At 75.6% G+C, this 14231-nt stretch carries 2 protein-coding genes; both read right to left on the bottom strand.

The window, feature by feature from the left end; all coding sequences use genetic code 11:
- Positions 1–38: 38 nt before the first annotated feature.
- Positions 39–9764, bottom strand: coding sequence for an amino acid adenylation domain-containing protein (locus tag ACFV04_RS04690; RefSeq protein ID WP_380526783.1), 9726 nt, complete (start codon positions 9762–9764; stop codon positions 39–41).
- Positions 9764–14008 (bottom strand): amino acid adenylation domain-containing protein, encoded by a 4245-nt coding sequence (locus ACFV04_RS04695; protein WP_380526785.1) that lies wholly within the window; start codon positions 14006–14008, stop codon positions 9764–9766. Before ACFV04_RS04695 ends, ACFV04_RS04690 begins: the two co-directional genes overlap by 1 nt.
- Positions 14009–14231 lie beyond the last annotated feature (223 nt).

Below are 14231 nucleotides of genomic sequence, written 5' to 3' on the forward strand. Positions count from 1 at the left end.
GGTCGGACGGGACCGCCGGTGCGGGGAGCGCGCCGGGGTCACGGCCGGGGACGGTCGACGCCGCCCCCGGGCGGGCCGTCCGTCGCCGCGTCGATCGCCGCCGCCACGGCGTGCACGTGGGGCGGGCGGACGATGCCGTAGTGCGTGGTGTCCAGCCGGTGCCAGGTACTGGGTTCCGGCAGGTGCGGGCGCCACAGCTCCCGCTGCTCCTCCGGGGACGCCGGCGCGGGCAGTCCCTCCACCGGCCGCTCGGCCAGCCACAGGTGGCTGGGGGTGGCGCTCAGCAGCGGCATCCGGTGGTCGGCCATGCTCCGCAGGTTGGCCCGGCAGCACCGCACCAGGCGGTCGGCGTAGCCCTGCGCCTCGGGACCGGCCACCGCGGACCCGCCCTGGCTCAGCTCGTTCGCGAACACCGCCTGGAGCCGGCCCTCGTCGTAGTCCTGGAAGCGCACGCCGGCACCGGGCGGCGGCGGATCGATCAGGTGGAGGCCGTGCACCGGACGGCCGATCGCCTCCGCCTGCGCCGCCATCCCCATCGCCGCCCAGGCGCCGAAGGACCAGCCGGCCAGGTGCAGCCGGTGGGTGTCGTCCGCGAAGCGCGCTCGCAGGGCGGCGGCGTAGCGGCGCGCCCGCTCGGCCAGGCTCCAGTCCGCCGTCCCGGGCCGCGCCAGCGCGGGGTCGGCGATCAGGCAGACGGTCAGCCGGGGGCCCAGGGCCGACACCAGGGACCGGTAGGCCTGGATGTCGCCGCCGACGGGGTGCACCAGGCAGAGCACGTCGTCTCCGGTGCCCTGCTGCCAGACCTCGGGGACCACGTCGTCCGCACCGGCACTGCCGACGGGCGCCGCCTCCGCCAGCCGGGTCAGGATCTCGGAGAGGGAGACCCGGTGGCTGAGCCGGGTCAGTTCAAGCTCGACGTCGAAGTGACGTTTCACCAGGCCGATCAGGTCGAGCAGGGTCAGCGAGTCGACGCCCAGGTCGTAGAGCGGGGCGTCGGGGTCGACGTGGTCGAGGTCCAGCCAGTCGCACAGCCAGTCGCCGAGCAGGACGGCTGCGCTCCCGCGAGCCGCCTCGGCCGCCGCGGTACCGCCGCCGGCGGGCACCGGCGTGGCTCCGGTGGTCCCGGTCCACGCCGTGGGCGCCGTGGTCGCCGTGGGCGCCGTTCCGGTGGTCCCGGTCCACGCCGTGGGCGCCGTGGTCGCGGGCGGCACGACGGCCCGGGCGGGCGCCGCGTAGAACGCGCGGGACTCGTCGAGGCCGGTGGTGGAGACCAGCACCTGCGGCAGCTGCAGTCCCACGGCCCGCGCGAACACCCGCTTGCCCTCGGCCACCGTCAGCCCGACCGACAGGTGGGCCCGGTGGCGTGCGTCGGCCGGCGGCGCCTGCAGCGCCATCCCGGCCTCGCTCCACACGTCCCAGTTCACACCCAGCCGGACCGTGGTCTCGGCCTCGCCGGACCGGTACTGCGCGAAGCCGTCGAGCAGGCTGTTGGCGGCCGCGTAGTCGAACTGGCCGACGCCGCCCAGCTCCGCGGACATCGACGAGCAGTACACCGCCACCGACGGCCGGTAGCGCTCGATCAACTGCTCGACCAGCAGGGCGCCCTGCAGCTTGGCGGCGGAGCCGCGCCACATCGCCCCGGCGTCGCGCCGGGCGATCAGGCCGCCGTTCGCGACCCCGGCGGCGTGGACCACGCCGTCGAGGCGGCCGGTGCGCCGGCCGATGCGGGCCGCGATCTCCTCGGGCGCCGACTCGGCGAGATCGGCGTCGACCAACTCGACCCGGTCGACCCAGGGCATCAGCTCCTCCGGCAGCCGGGGCCGCCGCGCCAGCAGCAGCACCCGCGCGGCGCCGTGCTCCAGCAGCCACGCGGCGACACTGCGGCCGATCCCGCCGGTGCCGCCCAGGACCAGGTGCACGCCTCCGGCGGGCAGCCCGACGGGGCCGGGGCCGGTCGCGGAGACCGGCAGCGCGACCTGTTCCCACCAGTGGCCCCGGCGCAGGGCCAGCCGGCGCGGGAGTCCGCCCGCGGCCGCGGGCGGTGGTCCGGCCGCGGGCGGTGGTCCGACCGTCGCCGCGTCCGGGGCCGTCGTGGCGGCCCCGGCCAGCAGGGCGGCCAGCGGCGCTGCCCAGTGGGCGGGGTCGGCGTCGGGCAGGTCGATCCAGTGGCCGTCCGCGGCGCCCTCCTGGGGCGCCACCTCGGCGGCGCCCGCCAGCAGGCCGGCCTCCGGCCGCCGGACCGGGCCGTCCACCGGCCGCGCCCCGTACGACAGCCACCACGGCCTCAGCCGCAGTGGCCCGGCGGCCTCGGCCACGGCGCGCACCAGGGCGGCCGGAGTGTCCAGACAGGCCCAGCGGGCCCGGGCCAGGCTGTCCCGGCCGACCGGACCGCCGATGCCCAGCGGCAGCGCGTGCAGCCAGTCGATTCCGGTGTCGCGCTCGGAGCCGGTGCCCGCGGAGCCGGTGCCCGCGGAGCCGGTGTCGCCCGCACCGAGGGCCGCGCGCGAGCCCGCACCCGTCAGCGCGTCGAGGAGCCGGCCGAGCGAGGCCGGATCGGCCGGATCGACCTCGTAGACGTCCTCACCGCGCCGGGCGAACGCCCCGGCGGCGCTGACCCGCACCACCCGGGCGTAGGCGGCCTCGAAGGCGCGGACCGCGTCCGGGGGTGCCGGTCCGTCGGTGAGCAGCACCAGCAGCCGGGAGCTGCGCGCGCCGATCGCGGTGCCCGCGCGGCGCAGCCGTGCCCAGTGCGGCTGGTGCAGCCAGGCGTGCTCCGGGAGGCGCGACGGAACGGCGGCGGCCGGACCGGAGCGGTCCGGTGCCGCTGCGGCGCGGGGGAAGTCGAACTCCGTCAGCTCGAAGGCCGGTGGCGGGAAGTCCCACGGCGCCTGGGCCGGGCCGGCGGGACGGCCGATCCGCTCGCCGGACAGCCAGGCGGCGGCCGTCTCCTCGGCGGTGAGGCCTTCGCCCGGGACCGCCGGCCCGTACCGGGTGTCCCCCGTTCCGCTCGGGGTGTCCCCCGTTCCGGTCCGGGTGTCCCCCGGTCCGGCGTCGGTGATCGGGCCCGCGTCGCGCAGCCAGGCCACGGCGGTGGAGGCGTCGGGGCAGACCGCCGCCAGCCGGCGACGGCGCGCGGGACGGCCCGCCCGGAGGTGGCGCAGCACCTGCGGGTAGGCGGCCGGACGGGCCGCCAGGTAGTCGGCGATCCGGGCGGCGTCGGCGCGCAGGCCCGCTTCGCTGCTGCCGGAGAGCACCAGGCAGGGGAGCACGGAGGTGTCCGCTGCCGTGTCGGCCGCCGTCAGGCCCGCCTTGCCCGCCTCGGGGCCGGCTCCGGCTTCCTCCGCCGTCCCCGGGGCCGGTCTGTCGGCCTCCAGCACCACATGGGCGTTGGTGCCGCCGATCCCGAAGCTGCTGACCGCCGCGATCCTGTCCCGGCCGGTGGGCCAGGGCCGGGCCTCGGTGGGGACGTAGAACGGCGTCGGGTCGGCGCCGAGCTGCGGATTGAGGGCGTGGAAGCCGACGTTGGGCGGGATGACGCCGTGGTGGACCGCGAGCGCGGCCCGTACCAGTCCGACCACGCCCGCCGCCGCGCCCAGGTGTCCTATCTGGCTCTTGACCGAGGTCAGCGCGCAGTGGCCGGACCGGTCCAGGTCGAAGGCCTGGCGCAGGGCGCCGACCTCGACCGGGTCGCCGAGCCGGGTGGCGGTGCCGTGGGCCTCGACGTAGCCGAGGTCGGCGCCGCTGCGGCCGCTGCGGCGCAGGGCGGCCCGGATCACCTCGCGTTGCCCGGCGAGCGAGGGGGCGCTGTAACTGAGCTTGTCGGAGCCGTCGTTGTTCACCGCCGAGCCGGTGATCAGGGCGTAGACGGTGTCGCCGTCGCGGCGGGCCAGGCGGAGCGGCTTGAGCACCACCACGCCGACGCCGCTCGCGCCGATGGTGCCGCTCGCGTCGTCGCTGAAGGGCCGGCAGAGGCCGTCCACGGAGAAGATGTGCTGCGGCTGGTACCGGTATCCGCCGGTCAGGGTCGGGTCGACCAGGACGCCGCCCGCCAGCATCACCTCGGCATCGCCCTGGCGCAGCAGCCCGGCGGCGACGTGGACGGCGACCAGCGAACTGGCGCAGGCCGCCTGGGTGGTGAAGGCGGGACCGGTCAGCCCGAGGTGGTAGGCCGCCTTGGTGGCGAGGTAGTCCTTGTCGTGGTGCAGGGCCAACTGGAAGACGTCGGGCAGGCGTTCGGGGTCGGCCTCGCGGAGCATGGACTGGAAGTAGGTGTTCTCGCCGGCCCCGGCGACCAGGCCGACGCGCCGGCCGGACGGATCGGCGATGCCGGCGTGTGCCAGTGCCTCGACACAGCTCATCAGCAGGTGTCGTTGCTGGGGGTCCATCAGCCGGGCCTCCTGCCGGCTGATGCCGAAGTGGTCCGGGTCGAAGGCCAGCGGGCCGTCCAGCTGGCTGCGCGCCCCGACCAGGCCGTCGGCGGCGTCGAAGTGCTCGATGCCGATGCCGCCCGTGGTGACCATCCGCCAGAACGCGGCGAGGTCGGCGGCGCCCGGAAGGCGTACCGCCATCCCGACGACCGCGATCGGCTCGTCCTCGGCGATCGGCCCACCGGCGGCAAACGCTTCCTCAGCGGCGACCGGTGCGTCGGCGACGAGCCGTCCGGTGGCACCGATGAATCCGGCGACGCCGGCCGGCACCACGGTCACCACAGAGGTCGACACAGCGGTGTCGGCGGCCGGTGCCGAGCGGTCCAGGAAGTCGGCCAGCGCCCGCACGGTGACGTGTTCGAACAGGTCGGCGACGGTGAAGCGCAGGCCCAGTGCGGTGGTGCAGTGGAGCTGGAAGCGCATCAGCCCCAGGCTGGAGGCTCCGGCCTCGAAGAAGGTCTGTCCCGGGTCGATCGCCGCACCGGTGACCGTCTCGAACGCCACGGTCAGCTGGGCTTCGCGTGCGGACAGGCCGATGCCGCGGGCCGTCGGCCGGAGCAGTTCCCGCCCGGCGGAGCGCAGGGCGCCCCGGCGGTCGAGCTTGCCGCTGGGGGTCCTGGGCAGTTCCCCCAGCACGCGGAAGCGGGCGATCCGGACGTGGCCGGGCAGGATCGGTGCCAGGTGCGCGGTGAGCTCCCGCACCGTGGGCGCCTCCCCGCGGCACTGCAGGCAGGCCACCAGGTCGTCGCCGTCGCGGACCACGACGGCGTTGACGACGTCCGGGTGCCGCAGCAGGGCCGCCTCGACCTGGCCGAGTTCGAGGCGGTGTCCGCTCAGTTTGATCTGGTCGTCGTCCCGGCCCAGGAAGTGCAGCAGTCCCTGCCGGTCGAAGCGGGCCCGGTCGCCGCTGCGGTAGCACAGGCCGAGGCCGGGCAGCTCGACGAAGCGGGCGTCGTCGAGCGCCGGGTCGCCCAGGTAGCAGCGCGCGGCCATCGTGCCGCCGATCAGCAGGGCGCCGGGGCGGCCGGGCGGGACGGGCTCGTCGGCCTCGTCGACCACCGTGAGCACCGCGTTGGCCACCGGCCGGCCGATGGCGGGACGCTCCGGCCAGCGGTCCGGATCGCCGTCCAGGCACAGGCTGCTCACCACGTGCGTCTCGGTGGGGCCGTAGTGGTTGAACAGCCGGGCGCCCGGCAGGCCCGCGAACCAGCGGCGGATCGCCTCGGTGCACACCAGCTGCTCGCCGGCGGTGACCACGTCCTTCAGCCGCGACGGATAGCGGCCCAGGTGGACGCCGTGTTCGGCGAGGAGTTGGAGTGCCACGTAGGGCATGAAGACGCGCTCGGCGCCGGCCGTCTCCAGCTGCTCCAGCAGCGCGGGGGCGTCCTGCCGCCAGCCGGGCCGCACGAGGTGGAGGAGGCCGCCGCCGCACAGCGTCCCGAAGACCTCCTGGAAGGACACGTCGAAGGAGAGCATGGAGAACTGCTGGGTGACCGCCGGACCGGCCAGCCCTCCCGCTTCCGCCTGCCACTGCACCAGGTTGCACAGGGTGCGGTCGGAGACCTGAACGCCCTTGGGAACGCCGGTGGAGCCCGAGGTGAACAGGGTGTAGAGCGGCCGGGCGCCGCGGTGCGCCGGGCCGGCGGTAGCCGTTCCGGCGGTGGAGGTACCGGCGGTGGTGGTGGCCGTGGCGGTGGCCGGGTCGGGCGAGGCAGGTGACAGCACCACCGGGTGGCGCGCGATGCGGCCCGGGTCGACGGCGTCGAACTCCGGGTCGCCGTCCGGCGGGAGCAGCACGCACACCGGTTCCACCTGGTCCAGTACCTGCCGGCGCAGGGCCGGCGGGTAGGACGGGTCCAGGGGCACGATGGTCACGTTGAGCCGGGCCAGTGCCAGCATCGCCACCACGTGCTCGACCGACGGCGGCAGGTGTAGCGCGACGCAGCACGGACGGTCGTCCTGCTCCGGCAGCGGGTGGGCGGCCCGCAGTTCGGCGGCGAGCGCCGCCGCGTGGGCGTCGAGCGCGGCGTAACTCACCGACCGGCCTTCGGACATCAGCGCCGGTGCGTCGGGTGTGCGGGCGACCTGCCGGGCGAAGCCCTCGGCCACCGTCGTCCAGGTCGGTGTGGTCGCGGTGCCGCGCCCGGGTTGGGGCAGTCGGCGGCGGTAGGGTGCGGCGAGTTCGGCCGGGGTCGCCGTCCCGCCGTCGGCGAGCAGGTCCAGGCCCCGCCGGAACAGGCCCGCCATCGCCGCGACCTCGTCGGCGTCGAAGCGGTCGTCGGCGTATTCCCACAGGCAGTCGAGGCCGCCCTCGTGCTCGACCACGGACAGCGTCATCGGGCACTTGGCCTCGGCCGGGGCCCTCCACAGCGGGCGGGAGGCGCAGCCGGGCAGGGCCAGCGCGGCGAAGTCGGTGTTCTCCAGCACGAAGAGGTAGTCGAACGGGGAGTCGGCTCCGGTGGCCGGCTCCCGGTCGGCCAGGACGTCGGCCAGCGCGACGTGCTGACGGTCCAGCACCCGGCGGGCGTCGGCGCCCAGGCGCAGCAGCTGGGCGCGCAGGTCCTCGCGGGGCGTGACGGCCTGCGGCAGCAGCACGGTGTTGGCGAACATGCCGACGCTGGCCTCGAACTCCTGGACCGGCCGGTTGGCCACCGGCGCGGCGATCCGCGGGCCGGTCCCGCCGGTCACGCCGTACAGGCTCCAGGCGAACACGCCGAGCAGCACCTCGAAACGGGTCATGCCCAGGTCGGCGCAGAGCCGGTCCACGGCGGCGCGCCGCACGACGTCGAGGGAGGTGTGCAGCAGGCGGGCCGGGGGGAAGGCGGCAGTACCGGTCGGGTCCGTCCGGTCCCGGTCGGCGTCCTCGTCGGCGCGGGCGTAGTGGGCCCGCAGTTCGGCGCGCTGGGCCGGGTAGGCGGGGCCGGCGAACCAGTCGGCCTGCCAGGCCGCGTAGTCCAGCGGGGTGGGGACGGGAGTGGGGGACGAAGCCTCCGCAGCTCCGACGATCGCCTGCCGGTAGCCGGACGAGAGGTCCGCCAGCAGGACGTTGAGCGACCAGCCGTCGACCGCGATGTGGTGCAGGTGGAGCAGCAGCACGCCGCCGCCGTCCTGCGGCAGCCAGCGGGCGCGCAGCATCCGGGGGTCGGCGAGGTCGAACGGCTCGGCGAAGAAGCCGTCGGCCGCGGCGCGCGCGCCGTCCTCACCGGCGCCGTCCCCACCGGCGCCGCCCCGACCGGCGTCGTCGGCCGCCTCGGGGCCGGGTCCGGTCCACGGGTCGTAGGGCTCCCCGACGGTCTGGCGCAGGCCCTCGGGCGTGGCCTCGAAGGCCGTGCGCAGGGCCGCGTGGTGCCGCACCAGCGCCTGCAGCGCGGCGTGCAGCGCGTCGGCGTCGACCGTGCCGTCCAGGCGGAAGGCCAGCTCCACGGCGTAGGCGCGGGAGCGCGGTGCCCGCTGCTGCAGCAGCCACAGGCGCTGCTGCTCGCTGGTGGCGGGCGCCGAGCGTGCCCGGGTGGGGGCGGGCGGGGCCGGGTACGGCGAGTCGGCGGCGGGTCCGGCTTCGGCGACGGCCCGGGCGATCGCGGCCAGGTCCCCGGTCAGCACCCGGGCCTGGGGCAGGTCGCAGCCCCAGCGCCGGCGTGCCTCGAAACGCAGCCTCAGGGCTTTGAGCGAGTCGCCGCCGCAGGCGATCCAGCGGTCGTCCAGCCGCAGGTCCGGTACTCCGAGCACCTCGGCCGCCAGGTCCAGGACCTCCTGTTGGAGGGCGGTGGTGGCCCCGGTGTCCGGACGGTCGCCGTCCGGGCGGCGCCAGGGCCGGTCGTCCCGGCGCAGCAGTGCGTCCCGGTCGACCTTGCCGTTGGCGGTCAGCGGGAGCGCGTCCACGAGGTGGATGTGATGGGGCCTCATGTAGGCGGGCAGTCCGGCCGCCAGATGGCGGTCGAACTCCTCGAACGGGATCTCCTCCCCGAGGACGACGTAGGCCAGCAGCTCGTTCGGGCCGTGCTCGCCGACCCGGCGGGTGCAGACGTACGCCTGCCGCACCGCCGGGTGCGTGACGATCTGCCGCTCCAGCTCGCCGGGTTCGATCCGGAAGCCGCGGACCTTCACCTGCCGGTCGGCGCGCCCGACGTACGCGATCCGGCCGTCTGCGTCGGCGCGCACCAGGTCTCCGGTGCGGTAGTACGGCGTGCGGCCGCCGTCGTGCCAGGGCAGCCGGACGAAGCGGCGCTCCGTCTCCTCGGGCAGGTTGCGGTAGCCGGCCGCGAGGGCCGCGCCGGCCAGGTGGAGTTCGGCCACCTCGCCGGTCGATGCGGTCCGTCCGCCGTCCGGGACCACCAGCAGGGCTTCGGTCTGCGGCAGCGCCCGTCCGATCGGGACCAGGTCAGCGTCGAAGTCGCGCGGGATGGGGTGGCACAGCGCGAAGGTGGTGGCCTCGGTGGGGCCGTAGACGTTGTACAGCCGGGTGGGGGCCGCCGCGTTGTGCCGGTACCAGCGGCGGATCAGCCGGGCGTTGAGCTGCTCGCCGCCGACCAGCAGTTGTCCGACCCCGGCGAAGCAGGACGGCTCCGTGTCCACCACCGCGTTGAACAGGGCCACCGTGACGAAGGCCGTGTCGATGCGCTCCCGCAGCAGGGCGGCGGCCAGCCGGTGCGGTGTCTGGACGGCCTCGTCGCCGAGGACGACGCAGCAGCCGCCGGTCAGCAGCGGCACCCAGACCTCGAAGCTGAGGGCGTCGAACGCCGGATTGGACAGGCAGGCATAGCGCGCGCCCTCCGTGATGCCGATGTACCCGGGTGCCGCCAGCCGCAGGATGCCGGCGTCCCGTACCTCGACGCCCTTGGGGCGGCCGGTCGTGCCGGAGGTGTAGAAGAGGAAGGAGACCGGCGCCCCGGTGAAGACCTCCGTGGGGTCGCCGGGTCCGGCCGCGAGCAGCGCCGCCGCCGCCAGCGGACGCACCCGGCCCGGCAGGTCGTCGGGGGCCGTGCCGCCGTGGATCAGTGCCACGCTGGACGAGTCGGTCAGGATGTGGCGCCGGCGTTCCGCCGGGCTCTGCGCGTCCAGCGGGACGACCCGGGCGCCGAGCCGCAGGACGCCCAGCATGGCGCAGACGAGCTGCCAGGAGCGCGGCAGGCAGACGGCCACCGCCTGGCCGGGCCGGACACCGGCCCGGCGCAGCCCGTGGGCCACGGCCGCGGCGGCGGTGTCGAGGCCGGTGTAGTCCAGCCGGACGTCGCCGTCGACCAGCGCGGGGGCCTGCGGGGTGCGCAGCGCCTGCTCGTGCACGGCCCGGGCCAGGCCGGTGGCAGGGGGTGTGACGGGTACGGCGTTCTCGGCACGCATCAGGCCTCCCCGGCGGACGTGGCGGACGCGGCGGATCCGGCGGCCGGGTGTCCGGCTGCGGGCACGGCCGGGGCCGGGATCGAGGCCGGGGCCGGGGCCGGGACCGCGACCGCGACCGGGGACGGGGACGGGGACGGCGGTGGGGAGCCCGGGACGCGGTCCAGTTCGGCCGTGATCAGCGCGGCGATCCGGGGCACCGCCGCGCTCTCCAGCAGGTCCCAGTGGCCGCAGGCGACCGGCTCGACCAGCAGACCGCCGCCGGCCCGCGGCGTCCAGAACGCGCGCACGTCACCCGCCTGCTCCTGGGTCTGGGCCTGGGCCTGCCCCTCCGCCTGCGACTCGTCCTGCTCCGGGGATCCGTCCCCGGTTCCGTCCCCGGTTCCGTCCCCGGCCGCCTCGACCAGCACCAGCCGGGCCGCCGTGGGCTGCGCCCGGTAGTCGCGGGCGGTCATCCGGTTGTGGTTGTAGATGCGGAAGTACCGGTCGATCTGCTCGTCCTCGATCCCCGGGTACATGCCGTTGAACCTGATGAGCTTGTCGCGGAAGTCCGCCATGTCCACGGGCTCGATCGCGGCGAGTTCCTCCGCGTCCTCGGTCCCGTGGGTGTCGAGCATCACCACGCTGAGCCGGGTGTGCCCGGCCAGGGCCAGTCGGCGCCCCATCTCGTGGGCGACCAGGCCGCCGTAGGAGAGTCCGCACAGCACCAGTGACTCGTCCGGCCGGGGGTCGACCAGGGACAGGTAGTGCTCGGCCATGGCCTCGACCGTGGGAAGCGGCGTCTCACCGGGGTTGATCCCGGGCGACTGCACGCCGAGGACGCCGACCTGGTCGGGCAGCGCCGCGGCCAGCGGCAGGTAGCAGAAGGCGGTGCCGCCGGCCGGGTGGACGCAGACCACCCGCTGCCGTCCGTCCCCTGCGCGGAACTCGACCAGGTTGCCGTCGGGTGCGCCCGACGCCCCCGCTCGGAGCCGTTCGGCCAGGGCCTCGATGGTCGGGTTCTGCACGATGTCGCGGATCGGCAGGGTCTCGCCGAACTCCTCGCGGACGGCCAGGGCGACCTTGATGGCGGACAGGGAAGTGCCGCCCAGGTCGAAGAAGTTGTCGGATATCCCGATGCCGGGGTGGAGCAGGACCCGGCGCCAGATGGTGTGCAGCGCCATCTCGACGTGGTCCCGCGGGCTCGCCGTGTTGACCTGGGTGTGGGTGGCGGCGCGGGCCGCGGTCAGCAGCGCGGCACGGTCCAGCTTGCCGCTGCGGTTGAGCGGCAGGTGCGGCAGTTCCACGAACAGTGCGGGGATCATGTAGTCCGGCAGGCGCCGCGACAGGGCGGCGCGCCACTCGTGCGGCGGACGCGGCTGCGCGTCGCCCCGGCCCAGGCCCGCGACCAGGCGCAGTTCGCCCGCGGCGTCGCGGTCGGCCAGCACCGCCGCCTCGTGCACGCCGGGCAGGGCCAGCAGCGCGGCCTCGACCTCCCCGGGTTCGATCCGGAAGCCGCGCAGTTTGACCTGGTCGTCACTGCGGCCGAGGTACTGGGCGTTGCCGTCGGGAAGCCAGCGGGCCAGGTCGCCGGTGCGGTAGAGGCGTTCGCCGGGCACGAAGGGGTCGTCGACGAACCGTTCGGCGGTCAGGTCCGGGCGGTGCAGGTAGCCCCGGGCGAGGCTCGCCCCGCCGAGGTGGACCTCGCCGGCCACCCCGGTCGGCACCGGCCGGAGCCGCCGGTCGAGCAGGTAGAGACGGGTGTTGTCCAGGGGGCGGCCGATCGGGCACTGCCGGTCCAGCGGCTGCGGGTCGGTGTAGGCGGTGCTGTAGAGGGTGGCTTCGGTCGGACCGTAGCCGTAGCAGATCCGCAGGCCGGGCAGCGCCTGCCGGATGCGGTGCAGCGCCTTCTCCGGGAGGGACTCCACCCCGGTGAGCAGCTGACGCAGCGCCAGCCCGTCCAGGCACGCCTGCGGGTCCTCGTCGATCCACTTGACGTAGGACGGCGGCAGGAACGCCTGCACGATGCGGTGTTCGCGCATCCAGGCCAGCAGTTCGCCCGGGTCGCCGCGCAGGTCGTCGGGGACGAGGTGCAGGACGGCGCCGGTGGTGAGCGGCAGCAGCAACTCGTGTACGGAGGCGTCGAATCCGATGCTCGACCAGGCGGAGACCGCCTCGCCGGGGGTGGCCCCGAACCGGGCCAGCCAGGTGTCGAAGAGGTTGGTGACGCTGCCGCGGGTCACCGCGACGCCCTTGGGGCGGCCGGTGGAGCCCGAGGTGTAGATGACGTAGGCCAGGTGCTTCGGTCCGGCGGTGGTCCCCGGGGCGTCGTCGCGGTGCGCCTCGGCCTCGACCCCTCGCAGGGACTGCCGGCTCCCGGTCGGGTCGTCGGTGTCGCTGAGCACCAGGGCGGGTGCCGCGTCCTCGACCATCGCGGCCAGCCGCTCGACGGGCTGGCCGGGGTCGAGCGGCAGGTAGGCGGCGCCCGCGGTGAGGATGCCGAGGACGCCCACCACCAGTTCGGTGGAGCGTCCGCAGTGCAGTCCGACCACCTGGTCCGGGCCGACGCCGCGGGCGATCAGCGCGTGCGCCAGCCGGTTGACCCGGCGTCCGAGTGTCGCGTAGTCGAGCCGCTCCCCCTCGCGGACCAGGGCGGGAGCGGTGGGGCGGGTCCGGACCTGGGCCTGGAAGCGCTCGACCAGCCCGGCCGGGGCGGTGGGCTCGTCGGTCCCGTCGGTCTCGTCGATCTCGTCCCGACGGTCGCCCGCGACGGCGCGGCCGTTCCGGTGGGCCCGGTCGGCGCCGCTCCACTCCGACAGCACCCGTCGGCGCTCCGCCTCGTCCATGAGCTCCAGGTCGTCCACGCCCAGGTCGGGCCGGTCGACGAGTCCGGTCAGCACCCGGTGCAGGTAGCCCGCGTACCGCTCGGCCGTGGCGTGGTCGAACAGCGCGCCGGCGTAGTCGAGATGGCCGACCACCCGGCCGTCGTCCTCCTCGGACAGCGACAGGGCCAGGTCGAACTTGGCCCCGGCGTAGGGGATGGCGAGCGGCTCCGCCTCGATCCCGGGCAGGTCCAGCAGGTTCCTCCGGGAGGGCTGCCAGGCGACCATGGTCTGGAACAGCGGCGGGTGGGCGGTGCTGCGCGGCGGGTTGACCAGTTCCACCACCTGCTCGAACGGCAGGTCCTGGTGTTTCAGGGCGTCGCGCAGCGTGCCGCGCACCTGCTTCAGCACGGCCGATCCGGTCGGCGAGTCCGACAGGTCGACGCGCACGGCCAGGGAGTTGACGAAGAACCCGATGAGGTCGGAGTAGGCGCCGCGGTGGCGGTTCGCGGTCGGGACGCCGATGACGACGTCGCGCTGGCCGGTCAGCCGCGACAGCACCACGGACCAGCCGGCCAGGACGGCCGAGAACAGCGTGCCGCCCTGCTGCCGTGCGAGCGCCTTGAGGGCGGCGCCGAGTTCGCCGTCGAGGGCGACGGGCACCCGGCCGCCGCGGTGGTCCTGCACCGGCGGGCGGGGGTGGTCGGTGGGCAGTTCGAGCAGGGTCGGCGCGCCTGCCAGGGCTTCCCGCCAGTACGCGGCCTGCGCCGCCGGTTCGTCCCCGGACTCCCATTCCCGCTGCCGGCGGGCGTAGTCGGCGTACTGCAGGGGCAGCGGCGGCAGCGGGGACGCCGCGCCGTCGCGGAAGGCCGTGTACAGCGTGCCGAGTTCGCGCAGCATCACGTTCATGGACCAGCCGTCGAAGACGGCGTGGTGCAGTGTCAGCAGCAGCACGTGGTGGTGCTCGGCCAGGGCGATCAGCCGGCCGCGGGCCAGTGGGCCCCGGGCGAGGTCGAAGGGCGTTGCGGCTTCGGCGTGTTGGAGGGCCGTGACGCGCGTTGCAGCGTCCGGGAGCCGGGTCAGGTCGTCCATCGCGAGGGTGTAGCCGGAGTCGGGCGGGCCGATCAGCTGGTGGACGCCGCCTTCGGTGGCGACCAGCCGGGTGCGCAGGACCTCGTGCCGGGCGACCAGTCCGTCGAGCGCGCGGCCGAGCGCCGCGCGGTCCAGCGGGCCGCGCAGGGTGAAGGCCAGGGTCTCGTTGTACGCCTCGTTGGCGCCGTCGGACTGTGACAGCACCCAGAGCCGTTGCTGTCCTGCCGTCGGCTCCGCGAGCCGGCCGTCGTCGGCCGTCGGGGTGCGCGGCGTGCGCACGGGACGCGCGGGGTGCGCCGGGTGTGCGGCGGCCTGGTCGGTGCTGGTGCGGTGGGGGTGGCGCGTATCCGACAAAGCCAGACCTCATTTCCTGGGGGAGGGTGGTCAGCGCGGGGTCGACGGCGCGGTGCCGGTGCGTGGTGGCACCCGGCCGGATCGCTTTCGACCGGGCACGGAGCACCGAGGTGAAGGCCGGTCAGCGACCCTGGGAGACGGGCGGAACGGGGCAGCGCATGGGGGTGCCGTCGAGGTCAGCGGCGACGGATCGCGGCGGATCCGCTTCCATGGATGCATAGTT

The sequence above is a fragment of the Kitasatospora sp. NPDC059599 genome, assembly GCF_042735125.1.
Classification (GTDB): domain Bacteria; phylum Actinomycetota; class Actinomycetes; order Streptomycetales; family Streptomycetaceae; genus Kitasatospora.